The following is a 26,247-nucleotide window of genomic DNA, read 5'->3' on the forward strand; positions in this document are numbered from 1 at the left end:
ATTCAAATTCAAAACAGCATTTAATATGAAAAAAACTATTTTGTGTGGTCTCTTATTGCCTATTACCACACTGGTATTTATTGCTTGCAGCGGAAACAGTAATCTTACAAACCAATTAAAAGGTTCCTGGATAGCCCCGATCAACGGAATGCCCGAACAGATGGAAGGTTTCGAACTGAAAGACGACGGACTTGCTTCTTCCATCAATATGGCGACACTGGTTTATGAGAAGTGGGAGACCATTAAAGTGGATAATACAGATGCCCTGGTCCTTCAGGGGAAAAGTATCGGTAACGGACAAACGCTCTCATTCGCCGACACATTAAAGATCGACAAGATAACCGAAAACTCACTGACTCTCACCAGAGACAATTATACCAGAACATATTCAAAAAAATAAAGAAAAGCCATTGCCTATAGATAGAATAGGTTTATAGGCAATGGGTATCTTCAATCATGCCATAATCCTGTCCGAACAATATTTCTTCCGTTTACAGGTCTTACAGGGAATCCCCATCCAAAGCTCATCGAACTGTTCGACGGCTTCCGTCACCAGCTCTTCCACCGAGGTAAAAACTCCTGCCTCGAAGTTACGGTTATCTTTTCCTTTCATTCCTAAGGCGGCTCCCGTTAAGTTTGCCGATCCGATGTAGACCTGCTTCAAATCGAATATCAATAGCTTAAAATGAACACGAGGACAAAGTACGCGTTCCATACGGCTCCAAAGCAAAGGATATTTATCGAAGTCATCACGGAAGTTCTGCCCCGGTTCCTTTGCATGGATCAAACGTACTTCGACACCTTCCCTGACCTTTTGCTCCAACAGTTTAAGTAAAGGGACAGCATCTTTTCCTTCTTTGATGTAAAGATCTTTTATATCAGCCGTCCCGATCCAAACCGTCCGCTTCGCCTGCCGGATAGCTTCAATCAGGAAAGAGTAATGTTGTTCGTTTTTGATGTATTGGAGCATAGAATATATCTTTATTATTTATCTTTTCTGTCAAGTTCTCTTTCGGTATAATGTGCTTTAGCTATAGCAACAGCACGTTGCAATTTTTCAGACAACAAATTCTTATCGGGCAGTTGAGTATAATATTGTGCAACTTTAATTGGACTTTCTTCATCTAGCATCAAATACTCAATATGCTCTGTATTTCCTTCAGAACATAGAATAAGACCTATAGGAGATTCTTCATATTCTTTTCGTTCATTTTTGTTTAGATAACGAAGATAGAGCAGCATTTGTCCTTCATACTCTGGTTTAAATTTTCCAAGTTTCAAGTCAATGGCTACTAATCTACGAAGCCCACGATGAAAAAAAAGTAGATCGATATAATAATCTACAGCATCCACTGTGATACGTTTTTGACGACTTAAAAAAGCGAAATCAGAACCTAACTCATTAATAAACTGCTGCATTTGTGTAATAATAGCCGATTCCAAATCTTTCTCAGAAAAGCAATCAGACAAACCGAGCATATCAAGAAAATAACTACTACGAAACACCAAATCTGGAAGAAGTTGGTTTGTATCTTTTACATATGCTAATTCTTTCTTTATCACATTTTCAGGTTTTCTGCTGATGGCAGTTCGCTCATACAACTGTCCATCTATCTTTTGATCCAATGTTCGAGTATCCCAATGTTCAATATGACACATTTCCATATAAAAAGATCGGGCAAGTTTATCTTCAATAAACATTAATGAACGCAAATGAGTCCATGTCAATTGTATACGCGTTGCGTATACAATCTCTTCTTCTGAAAAAATATACGCAGCGCGTATACAATGTAAAAGTTTACGATCCCCCCAACCGTTACCATATTTTTCTGTCAGACGTTTAGCTAATTGCTTCACAATTTGTTTTCCATAATCTGCACGTTGATTATAAAGCACATCCTCTTTAATCCGTTTACCAACATGCCAGTTTATCAAACATATTTCCGTATTCAGATAAGTCGCCACCCGGATACGCCTGTTGTCAATTATCTTACAAACGTCCGTATACAAACTATTCTCTTCGGGTAAAATCATTTCTATATTTTTCATTTTACTTCAAATTAGAAGGGGTTACACAAAGGTAATAAAGTTTGCTACTTGATTTACAGTAGGGAAGAGAGTTTATCTGTTTTCAACATAGATTTAAGAAAAACTTGTTGTGTACTTACCTAAATAGTAGGCAAGTACACAACAAGTTTACAATTTATTATCAATATTCCCTAAAGAAGATTTACTTAACAAGAAACTTCCTTTTCTGATCTTTACAGGTCAGCAGATAAATGCCATTCTCCAACGAGAAGCAATACTGACCATTTCCATCAGTAATATGTGAAACTACTGCTCTTCCTCTAATTTCATAGATTATAAAACGGGTATAAGCAAGAAGCCCTTCCACTTTTACTTGGTTACCAAAAACTGAGAGACGGAATTTATCGGTATTTATTTTATTTACGTTAGTTTCTGTTTGATAAGTAACTATACTATTACCGGCAAGTTTTAACTGAGACACATTATTATAATATATCACTTTTTGTAAATCACTATCAGCCAACTGATAGCCATTATAACCGACAGCAACAATTGTTCCGACAGGAGGTGTTTCCACATAACTAATCTGCCAGTTGTTTCGTAAAGAAGGATTGACCAACAGACGATTTCCGTCATTCATTAAAGTCAATCCATCCACTTTTGCCTGTCCGCCGATTTGTAAATTCGCCCAGGTGTAAAGGGCACAATCTTCATTTCCGGAAATCTCACCACCAGTCATACGGAAAAAGCAATGCTCACTGACAAAGACGCCCCCACAGCCATCCGTCACTTTGTTTGAAGATATTTTGCCGCCAGTCATAATGAACTGACCACCGCCATTATTCGCCACAGCTCCAATCTGACCGGTATTGGATGAAATTTCACCATCGGTCATGGTAAATATACCTTCATTATAAACTGCACTTCCATAAGCACCGATATTACCGGTAATTGTTCCTCCATCCATTGTCAGTTCACCACCTTTAGCAATACAAACAGCACCGGAAGGGGTATCGGCTTCAATTCTTTTACAATTCTTTATTGTAACACCGTCTTTTAGTTTCAGTTTACCATACACAATCAGCGAACCATCTTTTAAGGAAACTCCGTTACCATCGATCGTTATATCATCCAATTCCAAAGAATAGCCGGAATGGATACGGAGCATGGCATACGGGTTATCGTTCCCTCTTATTAATGAGCCACCTTTCAAACGGATATGTTTATAAACGTTCAAAGGTTTATGTAAAGTTATACCGCCGCTGGGGATAAATATTTCAGTAGGACTATCTTCGGTACCTTCCGGAGCGTTATCAATAGCACCTCCAAGTTCGTCCTCGGTGGTTGGCTTGTTGTCTGGGGTTGGATCGGGAGAGATATCCCCATCATAAGATATAATATAATAATTACCTTTTGATTCATCATTTCCAAAAACACTTTCTATTCTAATCACATATCCATTTTCATCAAATTGATATTTATAGGTATAATAAGGAGTAGCAGAATTGTTCTTTTTAATTCCTTGTAACAAGTTTTTATTCGGATTACCTTTAAAACCAGCAACTGCAAACCACCAAACATCTTCCTGAAATGTCTGAACATCTAATATTTTGCTCAAATCTATATTACTCTTATTTATAACATTGGTATAAATATAATATTCGTCACTTCCTCCATTTCCATTTTGGATATTACCATCTTCCCACGTATAATCTTGTGATGATGTATAAGTACCAGAATGATACGTATAAGATTGAGTATATCCATTTTCATCATATTCAAAAGTTAAGTAAGAATCATCTCCTATTTCTTGTTCCTTAATAATATAACCCATCTCATTCAAAGTACAATTTACAACATCTAATTTAGGAGATATTACAGTTCCTTGTTCATCTAAAGCATAACCACTTAAAGTTAAGTTATTCCCTGAACGTTCAAAAAAAAGATGTCCACATTCCACCCCTGTAACCGCTTCAGTAATTCCGAACCCCTTTATTTCTGCGACCTTCCCTTGATTATCATATTTAAACTGAAGAGTTTGTAACTTTTCATTGTTAGATTTTCTATAAACGATTAATTGACTAACCATTTTCTGAGAACTTTTTAAAGATGATACTATAGGATATTCATATCCTATTTCTTTCTTCAAATCCAGCCTCAACGTCTTCTGAGATAACGCCGTCAAAGGAAATGCCACAATAAACCCGATAAACAAAACGATAGGAATAATCCACTTGTGTAACATGTGTTTCATAATACTAGTATTCGTAACACCGAGGCCCGGAGTGTCAGTATAGAAAAGAAGTGTGAGCCTGTTAGTTTATCCTATCAAAGAGGCTCTGGACTGCCCTACCAAAGAGATAAAAAAACAGCTCACACCTTTATCATATATGAAATACATATACAACAAGGATGAACGTTTCAAATTACTCCACTTTGATAAGAAATTGTCCAGATTTCTTTGATAAGGAATAAGCTAAACGCTTCTATAAAATTTATGTCAGCCCAGGAAATAAATCCTTTGCCGGAACAAATATATAAAATGTTTAACACAGAAACGCCCTGTGAGCTGTTTATTTTTCTTCTGAGTTGTAATGCTACTTTAACAAAAACGGTACGCAGAAACTCTATTCTTTTATCTTTTCTTCATTCCTTATTCCCGTCAACCAATTATCCCTTAGCATATAACACTTCTTTTTTCTCCTCCTCAGCCAGATTATTTCCCCCTGCTCGTTCAGCTTTTCAAATCCATCAATACCTGATAATAGCTGCAATGGTTAAAACAACATACAATAGGTGGAAGAAACCAAGCGTTCTTCTTTCAATTTGGAAAAGATATTTTCCAACGGTTCCTTCTCCGTCATCTCTTTTCGCTTGGGAAGTACAGCGCGAACAAGCAGTATAACCTTCAGCTTATGTTTCAGCTCGGGTGAAGCACAATAGACAACATTATTGAAACGGATCGATTCAGCACGGATTTGTTTAGAGTTGGTGATGTCTTTCGGAGTCTTGTTTCCCCTATCTCACGGTTCAGCGGGTTCTTATTGAACGCATATTTAACACACATAAGCAATAGATTTAAGTTTTAAGCCCTTGTTATTTAATGCGAAAGATAATGATAAGTTTTCTTTTTCGCAAGCATAAAATTAATTTCGTGCATGCTAAAAGACAAAAAACATCAGAGATCAATAGTCGTTTATCAAATATCTAAAACTAAATATTCAAGTCTAAGGAGTTTGTGCTTCCTGTAAAACCATTATCTTTGTTAAAGCTATAATAAAATACGAGATGAAGAATATTCATAAGATGAAACTAGAGGGCTTCATTATACTAAGCCTCACATTTTTATTTTCATGCTCACCAAAGAATGACAAAGGATTACATATAGATGCACAAGTCGAAGGTTTGCTAGCCGGAGATACAATTCTTTTCGTCCAGTATTCCATACCCGACTGGGAGGAGGTTATGAGCGATACGCTTATTATTTTGAAAGACGGCTCTTTTTCTTTTAATGATATGATCAGCCAGACATCAAATATCATCGTTGAACATCACCCGAAGTATACCCAACGGCTAGAGTCTTGTAACAGAGGATGCCAACTTTATGCCCGTCCCGGCGACCAAATACAATTGACAGGTAATACGGAATTCTTTCCGGCTTTACACAAGCAGGGAGGTCTTTATAATGATCCCCGGTTGAATCGCATCATCGAATTAGAAGACAGCATGACTATCGAAAGGAATAAGATATATCGCAAAATGATTTATTATATCAATTTGCAAAATACAGACAAGGCTTATTCTGATTCTATTATGCACTATAATAGAGCATACACAAATTGCCGTTCACAAGAGTTGAAGGAAATTACCAAAGTATTTCGCTATACGATTAATGACAGCGAATATGCAGCCCTAGAATATCTGAATAGACTTTCCGATGTCAGCTTTCCGGAATTCAAAGAACGCTTTTCACGCTTTACTCCTGAAATACTTGCATCAACAACTGGAAAAATATTAGCCAGAATGCTAAAGGTGAAAGAAAATATCGAGCCTGGCAATATGCCCCCGGATTTTACTGTCACGGATAATAACGGAAATAAAGTATCCCTTTCCGACTACCGAGGTAAATATTTACTTATCTATCATTGGGGACTCTGCCCCGGTACGATATGGTTACACCCTCGCCTGCTGGAGCTATATAAGGAATATCACAATAAAGGTTTTGAAGTGATCGGGTTTACCAAAGACGATAATCTTCCGGAAATATTAAAGGAGAGTCCTGAAACACAACCTCTATTCGACCAGCCGTGGCACACCGTCTATACCTCACAGGAAAACAATAAGTTTATTAAAGAAGAATACTACTTCAACGGAGTTCCGATCCTGATGGTTATTTCGCCGGAAGGTAAAACGTTATACAGAGGTTACAACGAGATCTACCAGCCCCTAAGTGACCTATTAAATGAGAAACTAAGTAAAAAATAAATTCAGATAAAGAAATATGCTAATCATCCTCACGTCGGCAAAAACGATGACCGGCACCTCTAAAATAAAGGCCCCCGCAGGGACAATGCCCCGTTTTGCACAGGAAGCGAAAGAAATAGCCTTGAATATGGCACAGTTCTCGTCGGATGAGCTGAAAAAGATATTGAAATTAAATCCTAAGCTGGCACTGGAAAATTACAACCGGTTTCAGGAGTTCCATACGGAAGAAGTACATCCCCTGCAAGCATTGCTGGCATATACCGGAGTTGTCTTCAAAAATATCAACCCGAAGGACTTTTCGGAAGATGATTTCCTGTATGCCGACGAGCATCTGCGGATCGCATCTATCTGCTACGGACTACTGCGCCCGCTCGACCTGATCAAACCTTACCGGATGGAATATGAAGTGAAACTGCCGGAACTGGGTGAAGGGAATATGTATAATTACTGGCGTCCGCGTCAGACCGAGTTGCTGATCGATGAAGTGAAAAAGAACGGCAACATCCTGATGAATCTTGCCAGCCAGGAAATCCAGGGGGCATACAACTGGAAAGAGGTGGAGAAAGCCGTCCGCATCATCACGCCGGAGTTCAAGGTATGGAAAAACGGAAAAATACAGACCATCGTGATCTATACGAAAATGGCACGCGGACAAATGACCCGGTACATTCTGAAAAACCGGATCACCGACCCCGAAGCTCTCAAAGATTTCTCCTGGGAAGGTTTTACCTACAATGAAAGTTTGTCAGATGGAGACAACTGGGTTTTCCTGCAAAGCTAAAGGGGATTATATATTATTATCTCCAGTACAAAAGAAATCGACCTTCCACTCAATAATCGAAAGATAAAAACGTTATATTTACGTTCCTCTTTTAAATGAATTATGAAATGAAAAAGACCTGTTTACTGTTGCTTTTGCTCGTTAGTATAATCTATATAAATGAAGGTTACCGGATTATTAGCGAAGGTATGTTGGTGAAGAGTACCGACAAAGGTTCCCTGTCGGATATTGCCGAGGAGGTGATAGCTGTTCCCCTGGAAACAAAATCGGACTGCCGGTTGAAATATGCCACACAGATCAAACGCGACAGGAATGAACTGTTTCTGGTAAGCGACGGCCAGCTTTACCATTTCGACTGCTCCGGCAAGTTCATCAACCGCATCACCAGCAACCAGCATTTTCCTGTTGCCGACTATGTCATCGACCCGCTCGAAAAACAACTGATTGTTATGGATAACAAGGAAAACGTCTATTATTATGATTACGACGGGGCGTTACTGGAAAGGAAAAGCCTTGCCGGTATCAACCCGCTGAAAGCCCCTACCCGCCTGATGTATTACGATCGCCATATCTGGATAACGGCACAGGCATTGTCGCCTTCCAAAGAAGATGCCAATAAACAGTGCATGGACCAATGGCTCTATAAATTCGACACGACACTCAACCTGCAGGATGCCCGTAAACTGACGGCTGCCGACCTGGGACGTTTCTATCTCGGTGCCTGTTTCTCCACGGAGTTGTCCGTTGCCGACGGAAATGTGTATGCCTATTCGCCCTCCACGCAGCCGGACGAACTACTCGCCGACACGCTTTACCTGATCAGCCGGAACCAACTGAATATCCATGATGAATATTCCTCGATCCTGCCTCTGTGTATAGCCGGACGTTACCTGGTTTCCACCTATTCGAATGCTGCCGACGAGGAACAGAATTACACGTTCTGTTATGACCGCCGCGAAGAATATGCTTATAATGTAACAGGAGGTTTTGAAGATAATTTCTATCATACGGGAAGAGTTCCCGACTTGCAGGCACTGGATGTTTACAACAGTTCTTTCTGTTACTGCCGTTCGGGGGAAGAAGTGAAAAATACTTTTCCGGACCGTACAGAAGAGGATAACCCCGTTCTGTTCATTGTCCGGATGAAAGCATAAAAGAATAACTACTTTTTAATTAGAACAATCTGCCGCAGAAACGGACTTTCATGACCGGATAAACAGTCAGCTTATCCATGATCTTTGAGAAGCTGTCGTCGCTATCGGTCAACGCGCTGCCCAGATCACCGGAACTTGTGTAAAGTTTAGGTGAGCCATGGAACTGTACACCCAATTCAAACTGCACGCCGATACGTTTCTTAGGCACTGCACGTCCGAATCCCAGACCGATATAAGGACGGAATCCCGATACTTTAAGGCCGCCAGACACATTACCGTTCTTATCGACTGCGATCGTCTGGTCGCCGATAACGATATTTGCATCACCGCCATTCTGTATGTATTCAGCCAGTTCATCACTGTGCCCGTCGATTTTTATCATCTCCTTACCACCGAAATAAGCACCGGCAGTCACAAAGAAAGAAGAGCTCAGGAACGGATAATAATTGACCAACAATTCGCCGGAAGCACGTTTCGTAGTACCTCTCAGGTCAAGGGTAGATGTTTTTTCACCCAGTTCCGGATCCGACAGGTTCACATCCGCATCTGTATTAATATGAATACCCGGCATGAAAGAAACACCACCGCGAATAGCAAAATGAGGTGTAACAGGAGTTGCCACATCAACGCCGATACCTGTCGTACCAGCACTTACACCTACTGAAAGAGAGTTGAAAATTCCCAGTTCCTTCTGAGCGGAAACCTGGTTACACAATACGCTCAGGCATACGAATGCCCAAAGAAAAATTACCTTTTTCATACTGATAGAGTTTAATAAAAATACTAGTTCAGAGTCTAATGAAAATATATATATAAGTTCGGCGCGAAAGTACAAAAAAAGTAAATGATATGAAAAAAAGTATGTGTAAAAACGATCCGGGGAGGTATAATACATAAAAAAAGCAGAGTTTCGCAGACTATTCAATTAATAATTAAATAATACTGCGAAACTCTGCATATGTTATGCGCCCTCTGCATCTCCGGATACAGACGATGGCGACTCACCTTTCGGGGGTAGAATTATTCTTCGTCTTCGCTATCGTCTTCCTTGATATTGTGGAAAACGTTCTGTACGTCGTCGTCGTCTTCCAGCTTCTCGATCAGCTTGTCCAAAGCTTCACGCTGCTCAGGCGTTACTTCTTTCAAGTCGTTCGGGATACGGACAAACTCGCTGCTTGTGATCTCAAAACCGTTCTCTTCCAGATATTTCTGGATAGCCGAGTTCTGTGCAAATTCACCGTAGATAATTACTTCTTCTTCGTCCTCATCCACTTCATCCACACCATAGTCGATCAGTTCGAGTTCCAGGTCTTCCAGCGAAATACCTTCCTTCTTGGCAATATGGAATACACACTTATGGTCGAACAGGAATTCAAGGCTACCGCTTGTACCCAGCGAACCACCGTGTTTGTTGAAGTAGCTGCGCACATTAGCAACCGTACGGGTTGTATTGTCTGTCGCTGTTTCCACGAAGATAGCGATACCATACGGGCCGTATCCTTCATAGTTCATTTCCTTATAACCGGTGAAGTCTTTTTCTACAGCACGCTTAATGGCACGTTCTACATTGTCCTTCGGCATGTTCTCCTTCTTGGCGTTCTGCATCAAAGCGCGCAAGTGGGGATTGTTTTCCGGATCAGGACCGCCGGCTTTCGCCGCAATAGTGATTTCCTTACCCAGTTTCGTGAATACGCGGGCCATATTACCCCAACGTTTAAATTTTCTTGCTTTACGGAACTCAAACGCTCTTCCCATATTATATGAATGTTTTTATTGTTATAAATGAATCATTATCTCAATGATGCGCCCAGTTTGTCTTCCAGATTCTTCCGGATCTTCTGCATGATCGCATCGATTTGTTTGTCGTTCAATGTCTTTGTCTCATCCTGCAAGTAGAAACTTACGGCATACGATTTCTTTCCTGCCGGCAGGTTCTTGCCTTCGTAAACGTCGAACAGGGAGATATCCTTCAGAAGCTTGCGTTCGCTGTCGCGGGCAATCTTCTCGATTTCGGCAAATTGTACCGATTTGTCAAGCAACAACGCCAGGTCACGTTTTACTGCCGGGAACTTAGATATCTCAGAGAAAGTAACCTTGCTCTTCTTCGTTTCTTTCATCAGCAGTGTCCAGGATAATTCGGCAAAATATACGTCAAAGTCGATATCCATAGACTTGCATATCTTACGGCTGACAATACCGAAAGTACCCAACTCACGTCCTGAACCGGTCGTGATGCTGATACCTGACGAATAGATATCGTTGCTCAGGTTTCCGAAGATCACTTTCTTTCTGTCGACACCCAGGCGTGCCAGGATATTTTCAACGTAAGCCTTCAGTTCGTATACGCTGGATTTCTCGTCGGCATGTGCCCAACTGTTCTCTACACGGTTACCGCAAACCCATAATCCCAGGCGATAGTCTTCCGAGAATTCAGCTAAAGTTGCGTCTTCGCGTTTCTTTTCAACATTATAATCGTAACAGTTTCCGAATTCGAAGAAACGGATATTGCCGTTCTTACGTTTCGCATTGTGTTCGATGCTTTCCAGACCGCCGAACAACAACGTCTGACGCATACCGTTCAGGTCTGCACTTAACGGGTTCATCAGCATGACGCAATGAGAAACCGGATAAGTAGTCAGTTCATCGTAATAAGCGGAACGAGTCAGCGAATTGTTCATGATTTCATTGAAACCCGAACCGCAGAGCTGTTCTGATATCAGGTTCTGCAACTGGTAACCACGGTCAGTAGCAGTCTTGTAGCTCAAGTTCGATTTTACATTCTCACTGAACTCTATATTATTATATCCGTAGATACGAAGGATATCTTCTATCACATCGACATCACGCTGTACGTCGATACGGTAAACCGGAACATGGATAGTCAGACCTTCTTCAGTCTCTGAAACGATTTCCATTTCCAGGCTTTCCAGAATACTTTTAACCGTTTCCACCGGAATATCCTTACCGATCAGGGCATTGATCTTGTTATAAGTCAGTTCTACCGTATAAGGCAGCATCGGACTCGGATAAACATCCTGGATAGCACCGGTAATCTTACCGCCAGCTACTTCCTGGATCAACAGAGCGGCACGCTTCAATACATAAATGGTATTGTTTGCATCCAGACCACGTTCGAAACGGAAAGAAGCATCGGTATTCAAACCGAAACGACGAGCCGTCTTACGGATCCATGTCGGATGGAAACAAGCCGATTCCAGGAACACATCCGTAGTCTGTTCCGTCACACCTGAATCCAGGCCACCGAACACACCACCGATACACATCGCGTCTTCCGTGTTACAGATCATCAGATCATGATCGGTCAACGTACGTTCAACACCGTCCAGGGTAACGAACTTCGTTCCTTCCGGCTGTGTTTTCACAATCACTTTGTTTCCTTTTACTTTACCAGCATCGAACGAGTGCAGAGGCTGCCCCATTTCATGCAATACAAAGTTAGTCACGTCCACTACATTATTAATAGGACGCAGACCGATTATAGTCAAACGGTTTTTCAACCATTCCGGACTTTCTTTTACCGTTACGCCTTTGATCGTCACACCGGAGTAACGCGGACAGGCTTCCGTATTTTCAACGGTCACTTCGATAGCCGGAGTTTCATCGTCGATCTTGAAAGCGTCCACCGACGGGCGTTTCAGTTCTGTCGGCTTACCGTTCTGTTTCAGGTAAGCGGCCAGGTCGCGGGCTACACCGAAATGAGAAGTTCCGTCCACACGGTTCGGAGTGATATCCACTTCCAGCACGTAGTCGCTCTTTACATTATAATACTCCTTGGCCGGAGTTCCTACAACTGCATCAGCAGGCAATACGATAATACCGGCATGGTCTGTCCCGATACCGATCTCGTCTTCCGCACAGATCATTCCGTTAGACTCGACGCCGCGAATCTTCGACCGTTTGATCGTAAAGACTTCGTCACCGTCATAGAGTTTCGTACCGTTCACAGCGACAACCACTTTCTGGCCTGCTGCGACATTAGGTGCGCCACAAACGATCTGCAAAGGTTCTTCACCGCCTACATTTACTGTAGTAATATGCAGGTGATCTGAATTCGGGTGTTCCACACAGGTCAGGACTTCACCGATAACCAGTCCTTCCAGGCCACCTTTGATAGTTTGAACTTCTTCTACTCCCCCGGTTTCCAAACCGATAGAGGTTAGTGCTGCTGATACTTCTTCGGGCTGCAAGTCGAAATCAAGATACTCTTTCAGCCAGTTGTAAGATATATTCATTGTTCTAAAATTTATTCAATCACGCTACTTTGCATCTGCGGTTTTTCCGCTAACGCCAATTTGACTGGCAAAAGTACAAATAATAGAACTATTATTCAAAACGTGCACAGACTTTATTCTTGCATTGTTTTAAAAAACTTATAAATCAACGGTTATTCCTGACAATTCATTCCAAATTTCTTTGCCTAATAAAAAAATCAATCTAACTTAGATGCGTATTTTCAACCGATGAGATTAGCGAGGGAACTAACAAGACGATTGGAAAACCTAAGTAAATGATTTAAAACACTAGCATTCATCATAATAACTATATGTCAGGCAAATCTTCATTGGTACAATCAATCTTCCTTCCGCTGTTATATCTCCTGCTTTTCAGCTCCTGTTCTCATGCAGCAAAGAAAAAACATATATTGATCATTCAATCTTACGAATCCAATTTCCCCGCTTATAAGGAAATGAAAAAAATCCTGGCAAAGCAGTTACAAGAAAAAGATATTCAGGCAGAAATTTATTCCTATTACCTGGACTGTGAACAGAACCTGGAGAAAAAGCAAAAAATAAATCTTTTCGAGAAACTGAATGAACTGTGTTCCTGGGAACCGGATATTATCCTGACGTTCGACGATCAGGCATTGAACATTCTACTGACCTGCGATCATCCGTGTATTACAACAATCCCGGTCGTTTTCACCGGAGTCAATTATCCCAATACATCCTTTCTTCAGAAATATCCTAATATCACCGGATTCCACGATAAGCCGGATTATAAAACGAATATAAAACTGATCGAACAGCTGATCGGAAAATGTATCGTAGTCAGGGTTACCGATGGGGAGTACATCGACCAAATGATCCTGGAAGATATGAACGAGCAGATCAAAGATATCTGTAAGATGAATGACCTTTACTCGCCCGACAGGATACGCATCTCCGGAAAGAACGGTATTTCCCTGAACGGGGAAAAGAAAATAGAGCCGGATATTATGTATGTAAGTACAATCAACGGTAAATCGACCCGGTCACTGATAAAAGGGCTGGGCGAAAACTACTACAATAAAGCCTATCTCGCCACCAAAAGAGATTATCTGACTCTTTCCCTGGGCCGTTTCAGTTCATTTCCCGGCTTTTCCGTTATTTATGAAATGATCGAAGTAACAACGGAGTAGCCGGCGGCTTCGTCACCCCTCTCGAGGGATTAACGATCCTGGCTGCCAACCGTATTGCGGATATACTGAAAGGCGTCCCGACAAGTAATTTCTCACAAATTACAGAAACGAGTAAAGCGTACGTATTCGATTACAAGGTATTGGAACAATGGGGCATCAGCAGAAGTAAATTACCTGCAGGTTCTTTGTTCGTGAACATGCCTTTTTATATACAGTATAAGATATATTTCATATTCTTGCTTATTCTGGTCGGGATCTCCCTCATCATTATTATCACTTATCAGCGTATACTTTACAAAAGAGAGAACATCCGGAAAAAAGAGATACAGGAAAACCTGAGACAGGAAAAAGAGTTCCTGTCATTTGCCCTGGAAAGCGGTAACATTTTTACTTTCCGTTACAAGAACGGTACCTTCCTGTTCGACAAGGAATTCTACCATTATCTGAATATACCGGAAGAGCCGATCAGTGCAGACCGTTTCCAGAAAGCGATCCATCCCAGCGAACAAGCGGACTTTCTGCTAAACCGTTACAAACTGGATCATGGCTTCGCCTCCCGGCAAATCACTAAAAGACGCTACAACTTTAACCAAAAGGGATATCTTTGGTGGGAGTTCCGTTATGCACAAAACATAAATATCTCGAACGGAGAAACCGAGATCGAAGTAAACGGGCTTTGCCTGAATATACAACATACAAAAGACACGGAGGATGAGCTGATCAATGCCCGCAGGAAAGCGGAAGAGTCGGATCAAATGAAGTCTGTTTTTTTAGCAAACATGAGCCATGAGATACGTACGCCGTTAAATGCGATCGTCGGCTTCTCCCAATTGATAGCTTCCGAAGACATGGAACTGGAGGAAGAGGAGAGATTGGAATTTATAGGTCTGATCAATAAAAACAGCGATCAGCTACTAAAACTTATCAATGATATTCTGGATCTGTCCCGCATAGAATCCGGGCATATTTCATTTGCTTACGAAATGTGCAATATGAATGAATTGATGGATGATGTATACAATACGCACCGGTTACTGATGCCTCAAGGGGTAGAGTTGCGGAAAAAAGTACCGGAAACACCCGCTATCATCAACACCGACCGCATCCGCTTAACACAGGTTCTTACGAACTTCATCAACAATGCGACTAAATTCACGACGCAGGGATATATCGAGATCAAGTATGAATACAGTTCCGACAACCGGTTTATCCTACTGTCTGTCAGGGATACGGGAAAAGGAATCCCTACGGATAAGATACAACAGGTATTCGAACGTTTCCAGAAACTGGATGAGTTTGCCAAAGGCACCGGTCTGGGACTGGCTATCAGTCAAAGTATAATCAAGACATTCAAAGGAACGATCCAGCTGGAGTCAGAAGAAGGAAAAGGCAGCAAGTTCACTGTATCGCTACCTTATGAACCCGCATCACTCAGTTAACAGTTTATTGGCTTTAGCCTCTTCGCGCCATTGAGGTATCACTGTCTTCAGAAAAGCTTCTTTGGCTTCATTTTCGGTTTGTATATCGAGACCGATATACTTCTGTGCTTTTTCTTTCGTAGAAATATCCGGCATGGGAACATCGCCTGAATATCCGAGCTTAAAAAGAATCTTCATTATATCCATCTGTGCCTGCATGACCTTATCGATCCCGGTTCCTAAGACGCGCAACACCTCCTGCGGAGCATGAAAAGAAGCTCCGTGCGATGCGACACAAAAATCCCAGCGCCATTGTGCCTGCCTGATCAGTTTCAGCACCTGTTCCATTTGTTTCTCCGTAGCTCCCCGGTCCCAGGCAAATTTTGCTTCGATATGCGCTTTCGCCAATTCCGTTTCCAATTGCTCACGTATTTCCGCCACTTTGGTCTGACGGTCATAGACATCCTGACGCAAGGTTTCTTCAGTCTCACGATGGCAAGTCTGGCAGGTCCGGTCGATCATAGCCAGAGGGCTTTGTACATGGTGGTCGTTATAACCTTCCTGGTTTTCACCCACATAAGGCATGTGGCATTCTCCGCAGGAAACACCCCGGCGGGCATGAATCCCCATCTGTGCCAGTTCATAATCGGGATGCTGTGCTTTCAGCAAAGGTGTCCTGCTCAGTTTATGGACATAGTCGGAAAAACCGATCCGGTCATAATACGCCTCGATATCTTCCACCGAATATCCATTGTCCCAGGGAAGGACCACCCGTTTATCTTCTTTTGAAAAATAATATTCACTATGACACTGCGCACAAACCAGCGAACGCATCTCCTGCTCCGACACATTATCTATGCTCATACCTTTCCGCGTGTAAGCTTCAGTCAGAAACAAACGGGGGATATGCAACTCCATACTCTCCGGATCATGGCAATCCGCACAAGCAACCGGATTAATGATCTCACTTCCCCAGGCAGCCCATTTCCTTTTATAAAAAGCTTCCCGCCCGATCTTATCTATCAAACGTGATGCATCCGAACTTTTGCAGGCCCAGCAGGCAGCCGGTTGGGGACCGTCATTTTCTCCTTCGGGTGCCCCCGTCCTCAAACTGGTGTACATATCATCGATCGCGTACATATGTCCTCTCGGTGTACAGTAACTTTTAGAGAAGGCATACCCGGCCCATAGAATAACGAGGTTCGGGCGTTCTGCCAAGAGGTCTACGGCCTGGTTTCCGTTGAAGAGACTGGCAAAGCTGGTATCCGCAGTGTTTTTCCAGCTACGGTATTCTTTGGAATAACGTAATTCGAGTTTGTTCGCAGATGAATTTTCATTTATTTCCTGATTCCCGGTATTTACATCATCGATAAAAGTAATATTATCCTCCCTGACAAGCCCATATCCGACAGACACAGCCAATATTCCCAATATGACTACCCCCAACAAGACCAGATACAGATATCTTATATTCAGCTTATTATTCATTTGAATCAATTTGTTCGTATTATCTCACCCACACTCTTCAAAAACCTTTGATTTTCCAAAGTTTCGGACCGTGACGCAAATTTAGTAAAAAGAAACAACGAGCCAAGCTATATCTGTCATTTATAACAGGAAAAGATTCGTCCTCATTCCGCATATCCTCTGTCCTCCCGGCGAATCTTATATGCATTTGCATCCTCATCCCAAAATAATGTCGTATTTTTGCATCGTTTTATCAGATAAAAATATCCAACGAGAGATTCTTATTATGCGTATCGACATACTTACTGTACTTCCTGAAATGATCGATGGAATGATCAATTGTTCCATTGTAAAACGGGCACAGGACAAGGGCCTGGCTGAAATTCATTTACATAACCTGCGTGACTACACAACCAATAAGTGGCGGCGTGTAGACGATTATCCTTTCGGGGGTGAGGCCGGTATGGTGATGCAGATCGAACCGATCGACCGGGCTATAACTGCACTGAAAAGCGAACGGGAATATGACGAGGTGATCTATACGTCGCCGGACGGGGAAACATTCAACCAGCCGATGGCGAACAGCATGTCGTTGCTGGATAATATGATTATTTTGTGCGGTCATTATAAAGGTATAGACTACCGCATCCGGGAGCATCTGATCACCAAAGAGATATCTGTTGGCGATTATGTGTTGACGGGTGGCGAACTGGCAGCCGCCATTATCACCGATGCGGTCGTACGATTGATCCCCGGAGCCATCGGTGACGAACAAAGCGCCCTCTCCGACTCTTTCCAGGATAACCTGCTCGCCCCGCCCGTTTATTCACGTCCTGCCGAATACAAAGGTTGGAAAGTACCCGATGTCCTTCTCTCCGGCCACCAACGGAAGATAGACGAATGGCGTTTGCAGCAAGCACAGGAACGGACTGCCCGGTTGCGTCCGGATTTGCTGAAAGACAAATGATCCATCTTTTTAGCAAGAAATTACCACCACTACAGGAATATAAGCTTTTGACAAAATGATTTCCTATCGGTTATTTCAGGAACATATAGATACGTTAAAAAATATTACCCGCTAGGGTATTTTCATTTACCCGCTATATTAATCCGATTTACCCGGTAGGATAGTTACATTTTGACAATTGCCTTTTCTCAAAAAAGTTATTTTTTTACCTTTCCCATTCTTCCCTGTAAAAACCCGACCACCTCAACATATAGAGCCAAAGTAAACCCGATTTCTCAGCTCCCATTTGGTTAAAATAAACAAAAAAGGGACTTCTGTTGTAAGTAAGCCTAAGTCAGATTTTGTCACTCTAGTAAAGTTTACTTTAACAATAATAGTTATGAAAAACATTTCAAGAAGAAATTTTCTGAAGACAGGAGCGGTAGCTGCTGTCGGCCTGACTATTGTACCGGGTTCCGTACTCGGCAGGACTTTCGGGCATACGGCTCCGAGTGACAAACTGAATATCGCCGGAATCGGTGTCGGTGGCATGGGACGCCGTAACCTGGCAAATATGAACACGGAAAATATCGTCGCACTCTGTGATGTCGACTGGCATTATGCCGATAAAACATTCAAGGATTATCCGAATGCCAAACGTTTCAAAGACTGGCGTGTCATGTTTGACGAGATAGGAAAATCCATCGACGCTGTCATGGTAGCAACGCCCGACCATACCCATGCCGGGGTCACCGCCCATGCCATCACATTGGGGAAACATTGCTATACACAAAAACCGCTAACTCACTCGGTCTACGAATCGCGTCTACTCACTAAACTAGCCAGAAAATATAAGGTAGCCACACAGATGGGTAACCAGGGAAATTCATTCGACTGGTGCCGCCAGATCGCAGAATGGATACAGGCAGGCATCATCGGTGAGGTATATGAAGTCCACTGCTGGACCGACCGTCCGATCTGGCCGCAGGGATTAATGCAACCAAAGGAGGCGGCCAAGTGCCCGAAGACTCTGGATTGGGACCTCTTTATCGGTCCGGCACAGAAGCGTCCTTACCATCCGGTGTACACACCCTGGAACTGGCGCGGCTGGTGGGACTTCGGTACAGGAGCATTAGGCGATATGGCCTGCCATATCATGGACCCGCTGTACTGGGCACTCGACCTCAAATATCCGACCAGCGTTATTGGTAGCTCCACACTGAGTAACCTGTATTCTCCCCCTCATGCCCAGATCGTAACCTATACCTTCCCGGAGCGTCCGGTCAAAGGAAATGTGAAAATGCCGGAAGTAAAAGTCTACTGGTACGATGGTGGCTTGATGCCTCCACGACCGGACGAACTGAAAGACGGTCAGATGATGGGTGATGAAAACGGGGGGATCATTTTCATCGGCACGAAAGGAAAGATCATGACCGGCTGTTACGGAATGAACCCGACTTTATTGCCTGTCTCCGATATGGAACATTTCAACCAACCAAAACCGACCCTTGCCAGGATCAAAGGCGGTAACGGCGATATCTGGTCGACTAACGCCCATGAACAAGACTGGATACGTGCCTGCAAGGAGTCGCCCGAAAACCGGACGGAATCCTCTTCCAATTTCCAGTTCTCAGGCCCGTTCAACGAGATGGTCGTGATGGGTGTCTTGGCAGTGCGGCTCTCCGGATTACAGGGATTGCACCGCGAGTTGCAGTGGGACGGTGAACACATGCGCTTCACGAATATCTCTCCGACGGACAAAATAAAGATCGTAACGGTAGACGATTTCAAAGTGATAGACGGCGATCCCCGTTTCGACCGCCGCTTTGCCGAATTCAACGCGGCAGAAATGGCCGACGAATGGATCAGGCACACCTACAACAATGGTTTCTCCTTACCGGATATGCCCCAATAACCCCACTAAAACGAATCGATCATGAAAAAGCGAATATTCAATATCTTACTGGTACTGGCTTGCGGCTTGCTTGTCATCCCCGTGCAGGCACAGACCAAAGCGGAAAAGAACGGCTGGCGACTGGGAATGCAGTCGTATAGTTTCCATCTGTTCACACTGACGGAAGCACTCGACAAAACCCGGGAGTTAGGCTTGAAATACATAGAAGTATACCCCGGACATAAGCTGGGCGGCAAATGGGGTGACCGGGTTTTCGACTTCAATCTGGATGCCCAAGCCCAAAAAGAACTGAAAGAACTGGCTGCATCCAAAGGGATAAAGATCGTCGGTTGCGGTGTATATGTTGCGGAGAAATCCTCTGACTGGGAAAAGATGTTCCGTTTTGCCCAGGCGATGGAAATGGAGTTCATCACCTGCGAACCGGCACTCGGCGACTGGGACCTGGTAGAAAAACTGTCAAAACAGTACGGAGTCCGGATATCGGTACACAACCATCCCCAACCATCCGATTACTGGAAACCGGAGAACTTATTGCAGGCTATCTCCGGACGTAACCCTTCGCTCGGTTCGTGTGCCGATGTCGGACATTGGCGCAGGGAAGGACTCGATCAGATAGCATGCCTGAAAAAACTGAACGGACGCCTCATCTCACTTCACTTCAAGGATATCGCAGCTAAAAAGGCGGGAGAAAAGGAACAACACGATGTGATCTGGGGGACAGGCATACTGGATGTCGAAGGGATGTTGAAGGAACTGAAAGCACAGGGTTTTAAAGGCGTATTCTCAATCGAATATGAATATAACTGGGATAATTCCGTTCCTGATATCCAAAAATGTATAATTTATTTTAATAAAGTAACAAATGAGATACTTTAATCCCATGCGTACATGTTAACCGTCTGCTTTATATGGGGAATGTTCAACCGGAAATCTATCCGGTGACATTCCCATGTTTTTTTTATTCATATACAAATGTATTAATGATACGAGACGAAGAAATAATCAAGCGAATCAAAGAAGGAAACATAGATGCGTTCAATGCTTTATTCAAAGCGTTCTATATGCCACTCTATTTTTCTTGCCGGAAATTCATTGCTTCTTCGGATGAAGCAAAGGATCTTTTACAAAATGTTTTCTTACGCTTTTGGGAAAAACGAGAAGAAATAGATATACATACTTCTTTGAAAGCTTATTTATTCCGCTCCGTTCAAAATGAATGTCTTAACTATCTGCGATCTGTTCCTTTCCATATAAGCGAAAAAAATATTCAGGAAAATACTCAGGCGGATATCTCCGATTCCCATGCAACTCCCGACACGGTACTAAGTATCATCGAAATGGAACAAATCATCAAGAACACCATCAAACAACTCCCTCCCCAATGTAAAACAATATTTATCCTGAGCCGTCTCAAAGGGCTAAAAAATCAACAGATCGCACAAAAGCTAAATATATCAGTACGCACGGTAGATACCCAGATCTACCGTGCGCTAAAAATATTGAAAGCCCGATTGAAAGACTATCTGGCTCTTTTTTGATAATAGGCTTTTCCTATTCCTTCCCTTCCGTTACTATCTCCCCTTTTACATTTACCGGAATATTATTGAACGGGTCTATCAATTCATCCAGCAAAACGGCAAATTCCCTGCGCGTTATTTTCCTGGACGAATTATAATTGGCCAACCCAAGCTTTTTCCACAAAGACGCAGGTTCATCCTCCATAAAACTCTCTTTATTCGCCTTCACGGCCTTTCCTAATTCACTTATAAAAGTAAATGCCTCTGCTAATGTTAAGGTAGAATCCGGCAAATCCGGATCAAGTTGAGGATAACAGTCTTTTAAACCTTTCCGTACGGTATTTCCGGTTAACAGGGAATCTGCGTCGAACCAGGTCTGATTAGCCCAACCATAATTAGCTCCTCTTCCCCGTAAAATTCCTGTAGAACCGATCCGTTGCAAAGCTCCGAAATGTTTATCTTCCACCGGCAGATCAAGATAAGGCAACAAATAACAACCTGCATCCAACAAAACGTTCTGAACATTCCGCACCGGAATTTCCGAAGGGTACTTTTCTCCCCGGACGGCAAGAGCAGCCAAAGCTCCTGCCGCCTGGCCTATCTGCATCAAAACAGGTTGGGTCCGGGTAGTACCGTTAGCCAGGTTAGACACAGATATAGATTTTTCGGTAACAATCAGATTTTCTATATCTTCCGGCAAAAGAGAACCCAACGGTAGTCCGAAAGAGGGAACCGGATAGAAATACAGATTAGGCAACTCGGTCCAGCCTGAGTAACGGGCATGATGATGGTCTACCGGGTAGTCACCGACTGCAATACAGGTTCGATATAATTTTTCCGGTTGATTGTAAGGGTCCGTTATGTGATTTAGCGTGAAACGCACTTTTCCATGTATACGGCGTGATTCACGATGATAAGGTATGAAGGGTAACTTGTCAGCTGTAGGATATTCATCATCGGCCAAGCCTAGTGTGTTATATCCCAGTTCCGTCTGAAGAAAATACAAATAACACATTGTAAAGTTCTTTGCCATATCCAGAGCCACTTCACGTTCGGAAGAGGACATTTCAATCAAATTCACGTAAAAGTCATTGCCTTCGATTGGCCAGTTAATCATATACTTATTGTTCGGCAATTTCCCGTACCGCATCATGTGATCACAGTCCCACACCCGATCAGGTTCTTTAGGATCCGTACATTCAGGTGTTTTACATGTACAATAGAAGACGGAAGGGTCGTAATTTTCCGGACAAGGGATAGTGACATCTTTCCCATAGTCTTTCAGAACAGCGACATACGTAATATCCTGTACAATATCATTGGCTTGCTCCGGGGCTATCGACTCACCGCAAATACTACGTGCCTCCATTCCGATGTCGTATTTCACGTTACATAGTTTCGCTACATCTCCCAATTCCGTTCCATCGATCAAAACCTTGGTACGGATTGTCTGCTGCTCTCCCGATTTGTCGATCGTCACAAGCCAACCTTCCTGCAAAGGAGTAATTTCCTTCACCAACGAATTATACCATACGGAAAGTAACTTTTCTTTGGCAGCCATCCCCTTCAGAACCTTATTCATAGCCGAAGGCTCCGCAGCAATAGTCGAAACCCAAGCAGTATGCATCACGTCTTCGCTACCATAGTGTTCTATCAATCCTTTTCTGAATTCCCCGAACAAACCACCAGGCAAATTATAACAACCGTCGATACAACTCACCCCCGCTGAAGTCAATGCGCCACCCAACCATTCATGTTCTTCCAGGATCAACGTATTGCTTCCCATCCGTGCAGCCTGAATGCCTGCAGTACTACCGCTTGCACCACCGCCGATGATCAGAACATCCACTTTTGTTTCCGGATGACACCCCGTTAAAAACAAAAGATAAATTATCCATATTCTTTTCAATAGATCATATTTCATTTCATCCGTCTTTTAATGTTTCATAAGCAAAACGGGCATAGTGCCCTTCCAAGCCACCAGCATACCTCCGTAGTACACTCTCGCCTAATTTATCGGCATCACCACAAATATATAAGCTTCCGGCAACTAATAATTCTTTCAATATCCGGTTGCGATAAGTTATATCATGGATATAGGGGACCACCCGGTTTCTTGCCACTGCATAAGAAGGTAAATCATGATAACGCATCCCTTCCAGCGTAAGCAGTTTTCGCAATACAGGAACCGCATCCCGGCTACAGATACACTCGCAAGCGGTAGTTATCGCGCGGAAATGAGAGAAATGATCTTCCAGCCGGAGCAATTGTGCCTTTTCCAATATCACCGGCAATACGGCAGGATCACCGGTATTACCCAACACCATGATCAGACGATCCAATGTGCTCATACACTCCCCGAATTGCGCAGATGCAGTATAATGCCAACCTTTATCCCATTCTTTACAAGACCGGATCTTTTCTGCTATTATCCGGGCGTGCTCCTTGTCACCCAAAGTACACAAAATACCGGCATAAATTAATTCCGCCTCACCCGAGACTGTTCCTATTTTCTTTTTCAGCAAAGGAATACATCTATCTTTTTCAGCTAAAAGAACCTCCAGGTCTTTATAATTATCGGTGACATTTTCGACGGCAACCTCCAGATCTTTACCGGTAAATCCTTTAAACTCCTTCTCTTTCAATACTCTCTCCGGAAGGATCCCTTTACCGACCAAATGTTTTTGTATCTGTTTTATATTTACTTTTCGTAACGGCTTCTGCTCTTTATTGGCTGTAGCCGCCAGATAACCGACCGAATATCCTTGATTCTGCAAACATGGCTGCATACGGATCACAGGCATAGCATCTCTATGGGCACTCGCTCCCAGCCCCGTTACTAATATTCCATCCAATCCCTTCGGCAACAAAGCCCTCAACGGGACATCCGCATCATAAATGACATGCCGCTTACCCGGAGGATTCAAGGTAAAGAAAGGGTCGACAGTCATACCGTGCGTATCAAAGGAACTGCGATGATAAGAAATGGTATCCGGATAATGGCGATGATGAATGATATCGTACACAGAGATAACATATTCACCGATCATCCGCCTTCTTTCGCGCGTCTGAGGAAGTTTTCCTACATCATACTGACCTTTGTATTTCACTTTACTCTGAACGAACAACCGGCTAACATCCAACACATCCGAATCGTCAATCAGGGTCCAGTCTGTATTGTTATAATAGTCATTCGGATTAAAACGGGAAAGTCCTCCGCCTTGTACTGCTATATTTTTTTTGCCGGTGTATTCGTAACTTGCTCCGGCTGCAATAGCGATATCAGCACTTCCGGTACTGTCAATTACGGTATTGGCTAAAACGACTCCTCTTCCCCAAGGGGTAGCAATAATGATCCCCTCCACCTTATCATTTTTCACCAACGCTCCGCAACCTATTACTCCGTACCATATATCTGCTTTGTTTTTCCGTAATTCCCGACGGTACCACTCCATTTTCCAGTCAGCCCTGAATCTGCCATCCGATTTTATCTGCCTGGGATGATCGGCGGGAGCCATTTTTCTAACACCCTCATCTATCTCCGACGTAAATCCTTCCCGGAATCCATCCCAATAACAACCGATGAATCCCAGTGTTGCCAGTCCACCCAAACCATGCAAATATTCCAGGACCAATGTTTTAGATTTTTGACGGGCTGCACCTATTCCGGCAGGGGCTCCGGCTGTCCCTCCTCCCATTACCACCACGTCATAATTACCCCAAACAGGTAATACCCCTTGCGGCAAATGAACATAACCGTTATCAGATTGGGGACGCAGGGGATGCAGCATTTCTCTGACTTCTCCAAAGTTACTGCCGTGAGCCGTTACCGGTACGACCTGTATCTGTTTTTCAATTTTTATTCCGGCAATACTGTTTGAAACATGTTCGCCTATAATTTCACCTAAAGTCATACCGTTTACCGGACGGAACAACCAAGCTGCAATATCTCTCGGTAAAGCGGCACAAGGTCCCATTAGCCAGAGGTTTTCGACTTTATTACAAGTAAACGCCTCTTTCGGCAAAGCATGAACAGAAAGAACTGTATCTATTCCATCTTCCTGATATTTAATGAGGCTAGGAACATATGTGGTTTGCGGAAGCGACGCTAAAGACTGTATTTTTTCGGAATAACTGCTTTCCGGAATGATATGCCAGGACGGAATGTACCAAAGTACATCCGAGCTATCCACCTGGTCGGCATCCCAGGTTATATCTCTGATAAACTGCTCGGCTTCCATAAAAGAAGCATGCGTCTTCCCTTTCAGGGGATAATTGAAAGTATAACGGATAACAGGATACTCTTTCCCCTCGGATGAGAAAGTAAAAGGCATCGTTTCCGCTGAACAGATCTCCGGAGCTTCTTTAACGGAATTACCGACAACCGTATACTCAAAAATATGATTTCCAGGAGTAAAAGGAGTGAAAGGGATACCACATAATTCCGCAATTAAAGCGTGTGGTGTTGCATCGATCACTGCTTTGGCACGGATAGCCTGCCGGCCTGAACGGTTCACCAGTACCACGCCTGCCAAAGTACCTTTTATATCTTTTATTACATCGGTTACATAGCTACTATAAAGAAAATGGATACCGTTATCGATCAGTTCATTCTCCAATATGGTTTTCACATGAAGGGGAAGAGGGCTTTTATATTGTGTATAAAGTATCTGGCTCTCGGATTTATCCGGATACGTTTCACGGGGATCATTCTCCGGAAAGTATATTTTCCGGGCAAGGGCTGTTTGAGGCTGTTCTTTCCGTTTATCGACCTGATACATGAATGAGCCGCAAATATCATCTCCCAAATAGGGAAGCGGAGCTATCAGAAAAACATTACTTCCGGCACGCCTGGCTGCTACGGCTGCTGCAACAGCTCCGGAACTGCCACCTACAACAATAACATCCGTTTCTTCCAGAAAAGGAATATCACGTGAAGTTTCATTACAATATTCCGGAGACTGGATAAAAGGATGCATCCTGTTCTTCGCTTCCGTAAAATCCCCCACAGTAAGCAAGGCACTTCCGGCAGCTGTCACTTTAAGAAAATCTCGACGTGTTACCATAAATTCTAAAATCGTTTATTTGAGGACAACACAGGATGCCTATACAGGCAC

General features: G+C 43.1%; 17 protein-coding genes and 1 pseudogene. 9 read left to right on the forward strand and 9 right to left on the reverse strand.

Going from position 1 to position 26,247, the window contains the following annotated elements:
* Positions 1-25: 25 nt before the first annotated feature.
* Entirely contained in the window at positions 26-400 is a 375-nt protein-coding gene (locus DWX23_RS19695; RefSeq protein WP_122375718.1) for a lipocalin family protein, read from the forward strand.
* Between the two features lie 54 nt (positions 401-454).
* On the opposite strand, the gene DWX23_RS19700 is transcribed toward DWX23_RS19695, so the two are convergent.
* From DWX23_RS19700 to DWX23_RS19710, 3 genes are all read right to left on the reverse strand, one after another.
* A complete protein-coding gene (locus tag DWX23_RS19700; protein WP_122375719.1) occupies positions 455-970 on the reverse strand; it encodes a phospholipase D-like domain-containing protein in 516 nt (171 codons plus the stop codon).
* A 14-nt stretch (positions 971-984) separates the two neighbouring features.
* Positions 985-2,049 carry a YhcG family protein gene (locus DWX23_RS19705; RefSeq protein ID WP_199673349.1) on the reverse strand — a complete coding sequence of 355 codons (1,065 nt, stop codon included), beginning with the start codon at positions 2,047-2,049 and terminating at the stop codon, positions 985-987.
* A gap of 181 nt (positions 2,050-2,230) precedes the next feature.
* The gene (locus DWX23_RS19710) at positions 2,231-4,282 is read right to left on the reverse strand and encodes a DUF4595 domain-containing protein (protein WP_122375721.1); all 2,052 of its coding nucleotides are present in this window, start codon (positions 4,280-4,282) and stop codon (positions 2,231-2,233) included.
* 1,034 nt (positions 4,283-5,316) lie between these two features.
* Here DWX23_RS19710 and DWX23_RS19715 point away from each other — a divergent pair.
* From DWX23_RS19715 to DWX23_RS19725, 3 genes are all read left to right on the forward strand, one after another.
* Positions 5,317-6,513 carry a peroxiredoxin gene (locus DWX23_RS19715; RefSeq protein ID WP_122375722.1) on the forward strand — a complete coding sequence of 399 codons (1,197 nt, stop codon included), beginning with the start codon at positions 5,317-5,319 and terminating at the stop codon, positions 6,511-6,513.
* Between the two features lie 16 nt (positions 6,514-6,529).
* Positions 6,530-7,294 (forward strand): peroxide stress protein YaaA, encoded by a 765-nt coding sequence (gene yaaA / locus DWX23_RS19720; protein WP_122356202.1) that lies wholly within the window; start codon positions 6,530-6,532, stop codon positions 7,292-7,294.
* Between the two features lie 107 nt (positions 7,295-7,401).
* The gene (locus tag DWX23_RS19725) at positions 7,402-8,448 is read left to right on the forward strand and encodes a 6-bladed beta-propeller (protein ID WP_122375747.1); all 1,047 of its coding nucleotides are present in this window, start codon (positions 7,402-7,404) and stop codon (positions 8,446-8,448) included.
* A gap of 19 nt (positions 8,449-8,467) precedes the next feature.
* Here DWX23_RS19725 and DWX23_RS19730 read toward each other — a convergent pair whose 3' ends face one another.
* The 3 genes from DWX23_RS19730 to pheT all read right to left on the reverse strand — a co-directional run bounded on the left by DWX23_RS19730 (position 8,468) and on the right by pheT (position 12,701).
* Positions 8,468-9,208 carry a hypothetical protein gene (locus DWX23_RS19730; RefSeq protein ID WP_122356200.1) on the reverse strand — a complete coding sequence of 247 codons (741 nt, stop codon included), beginning with the start codon at positions 9,206-9,208 and terminating at the stop codon, positions 8,468-8,470.
* A gap of 260 nt (positions 9,209-9,468) precedes the next feature.
* A complete protein-coding gene (locus DWX23_RS19735) occupies positions 9,469-10,203 on the reverse strand; it encodes a YebC/PmpR family DNA-binding transcriptional regulator (RefSeq protein WP_122375723.1) in 735 nt (244 codons plus the stop codon).
* 35 nt (positions 10,204-10,238) lie between these two features.
* Positions 10,239-12,701 carry a phenylalanine--tRNA ligase subunit beta gene (gene pheT / locus DWX23_RS19740; RefSeq protein WP_122375724.1) on the reverse strand — a complete coding sequence of 821 codons (2,463 nt, stop codon included), beginning with the start codon at positions 12,699-12,701 and terminating at the stop codon, positions 10,239-10,241.
* Positions 12,702-13,012: 311 nt separating this feature from the next.
* On the opposite strand from pheT, the pseudogene DWX23_RS19745 reads away from it, so the two are divergent.
* Positions 13,013-15,306 (forward strand): annotated as a pseudogene (locus tag DWX23_RS19745) (ATP-binding protein).
* Here DWX23_RS19745 and nrfA read toward each other — a convergent pair.
* Positions 15,295-16,773 (reverse strand): ammonia-forming cytochrome c nitrite reductase, encoded by a 1,479-nt coding sequence (nrfA, locus tag DWX23_RS19750; protein ID WP_122375725.1) that lies wholly within the window; start codon positions 16,771-16,773, stop codon positions 15,295-15,297. The pseudogene DWX23_RS19745 and the gene nrfA overlap by 12 nt on opposite strands.
* A gap of 265 nt (positions 16,774-17,038) precedes the next feature.
* Between nrfA and trmD the strand changes: the two genes are divergently transcribed.
* The 4 genes from trmD (at position 17,039) to DWX23_RS19770 (ending at position 21,151) form a co-directional block, all read left to right on the forward strand.
* A complete protein-coding gene (gene trmD, locus DWX23_RS19755; protein ID WP_122356190.1) occupies positions 17,039-17,719 on the forward strand; it encodes a tRNA (guanosine(37)-N1)-methyltransferase TrmD in 681 nt (226 codons plus the stop codon).
* Between the two features lie 379 nt (positions 17,720-18,098).
* Positions 18,099-19,613 carry a Gfo/Idh/MocA family oxidoreductase gene (locus DWX23_RS19760; protein ID WP_122375726.1) on the forward strand — a complete coding sequence of 505 codons (1,515 nt, stop codon included), beginning with the start codon at positions 18,099-18,101 and terminating at the stop codon, positions 19,611-19,613.
* A gap of 21 nt (positions 19,614-19,634) precedes the next feature.
* On the forward strand, positions 19,635-20,489 hold the full coding sequence (locus tag DWX23_RS19765; protein WP_122356186.1) for a sugar phosphate isomerase/epimerase: 855 nt from the start codon (positions 19,635-19,637) through the stop codon (positions 20,487-20,489).
* Between the two features lie 104 nt (positions 20,490-20,593).
* Complete coding sequence (locus tag DWX23_RS19770) at positions 20,594-21,151, forward strand: RNA polymerase sigma factor (RefSeq protein WP_147382557.1); 558 nt, start codon at positions 20,594-20,596, stop codon at positions 21,149-21,151.
* Between the two features lie 13 nt (positions 21,152-21,164).
* Here DWX23_RS19770 and DWX23_RS19775 read toward each other — a convergent pair whose 3' ends face one another.
* Together DWX23_RS19775 and DWX23_RS19780 are read right to left on the reverse strand one after the other, a co-directional pair.
* Complete coding sequence (locus DWX23_RS19775; RefSeq protein WP_122375728.1) at positions 21,165-23,054, reverse strand: FAD-dependent oxidoreductase; 1,890 nt, start codon at positions 23,052-23,054, stop codon at positions 21,165-21,167.
* A gap of 1 nt (position 23,055) precedes the next feature.
* On the reverse strand, positions 23,056-26,196 hold the full coding sequence (locus DWX23_RS19780; RefSeq protein ID WP_122375729.1) for an FAD-dependent oxidoreductase: 3,141 nt from the start codon (positions 26,194-26,196) through the stop codon (positions 23,056-23,058).
* Between the last annotated feature and the right edge of the window lie 51 nt (positions 26,197-26,247).

The sequence above is a fragment of the Parabacteroides sp. AF18-52 genome (assembly GCF_003479145.1).
Lineage (GTDB): Bacteria > Bacteroidota > Bacteroidia > Bacteroidales > Tannerellaceae > Parabacteroides > Parabacteroides faecis.

Excerpts from the sequence above, each read along its gene's own strand:
- DWX23_RS19765 (WP_122356186.1), top strand. The coding sequence starts at position 19,635 with ATGAAAAAGCGAATATTCAATATCTTACTGGTACTGGCTTGCGGCTTG.
- DWX23_RS19735 (WP_122375723.1), bottom strand. The coding sequence starts at position 10,203 with ATGGGAAGAGCGTTTGAGTTCCGTAAAGCAAGAAAATTTAAACGTTGG.
- nrfA (WP_122375725.1), bottom strand. The coding sequence starts at position 16,773 with ATGAATAATAAGCTGAATATAAGATATCTGTATCTGGTCTTGTTGGGG.
- DWX23_RS19760 (WP_122375726.1), top strand. The coding sequence starts at position 18,099 with ATGAAAAACATTTCAAGAAGAAATTTTCTGAAGACAGGAGCGGTAGCT.
- trmD (WP_122356190.1), top strand. The coding sequence starts at position 17,039 with ATGCGTATCGACATACTTACTGTACTTCCTGAAATGATCGATGGAATG.
- DWX23_RS19710 (WP_122375721.1), bottom strand. The coding sequence starts at position 4,282 with ATGAAACACATGTTACACAAGTGGATTATTCCTATCGTTTTGTTTATC.
- DWX23_RS19780 (WP_122375729.1), bottom strand. The coding sequence starts at position 26,196 with ATGGTAACACGTCGAGATTTTCTTAAAGTGACAGCTGCCGGAAGTGCC.
- yaaA (WP_122356202.1), top strand. The coding sequence starts at position 6,530 with ATGCTAATCATCCTCACGTCGGCAAAAACGATGACCGGCACCTCTAAA.
- DWX23_RS19715 (WP_122375722.1), top strand. The coding sequence starts at position 5,317 with ATGAAGAATATTCATAAGATGAAACTAGAGGGCTTCATTATACTAAGC.
- DWX23_RS19725 (WP_122375747.1), top strand. The coding sequence starts at position 7,402 with ATGAAAAAGACCTGTTTACTGTTGCTTTTGCTCGTTAGTATAATCTAT.
- DWX23_RS19770 (WP_147382557.1), top strand. The coding sequence starts at position 20,594 with ATGATACGAGACGAAGAAATAATCAAGCGAATCAAAGAAGGAAACATA.
- DWX23_RS19730 (WP_122356200.1), bottom strand. The coding sequence starts at position 9,208 with ATGAAAAAGGTAATTTTTCTTTGGGCATTCGTATGCCTGAGCGTATTG.
- DWX23_RS19695 (WP_122375718.1), top strand. The coding sequence starts at position 26 with ATGAAAAAAACTATTTTGTGTGGTCTCTTATTGCCTATTACCACACTG.
- DWX23_RS19775 (WP_122375728.1), bottom strand. The coding sequence starts at position 23,054 with ATGAAATATGATCTATTGAAAAGAATATGGATAATTTATCTTTTGTTT.
- DWX23_RS19700 (WP_122375719.1), bottom strand. The coding sequence starts at position 970 with ATGCTCCAATACATCAAAAACGAACAACATTACTCTTTCCTGATTGAA.
- DWX23_RS19705 (WP_199673349.1), bottom strand. The coding sequence starts at position 2,049 with ATGAAAAATATAGAAATGATTTTACCCGAAGAGAATAGTTTGTATACG.
- pheT (WP_122375724.1), bottom strand. The coding sequence starts at position 12,701 with ATGAATATATCTTACAACTGGCTGAAAGAGTATCTTGATTTCGACTTG.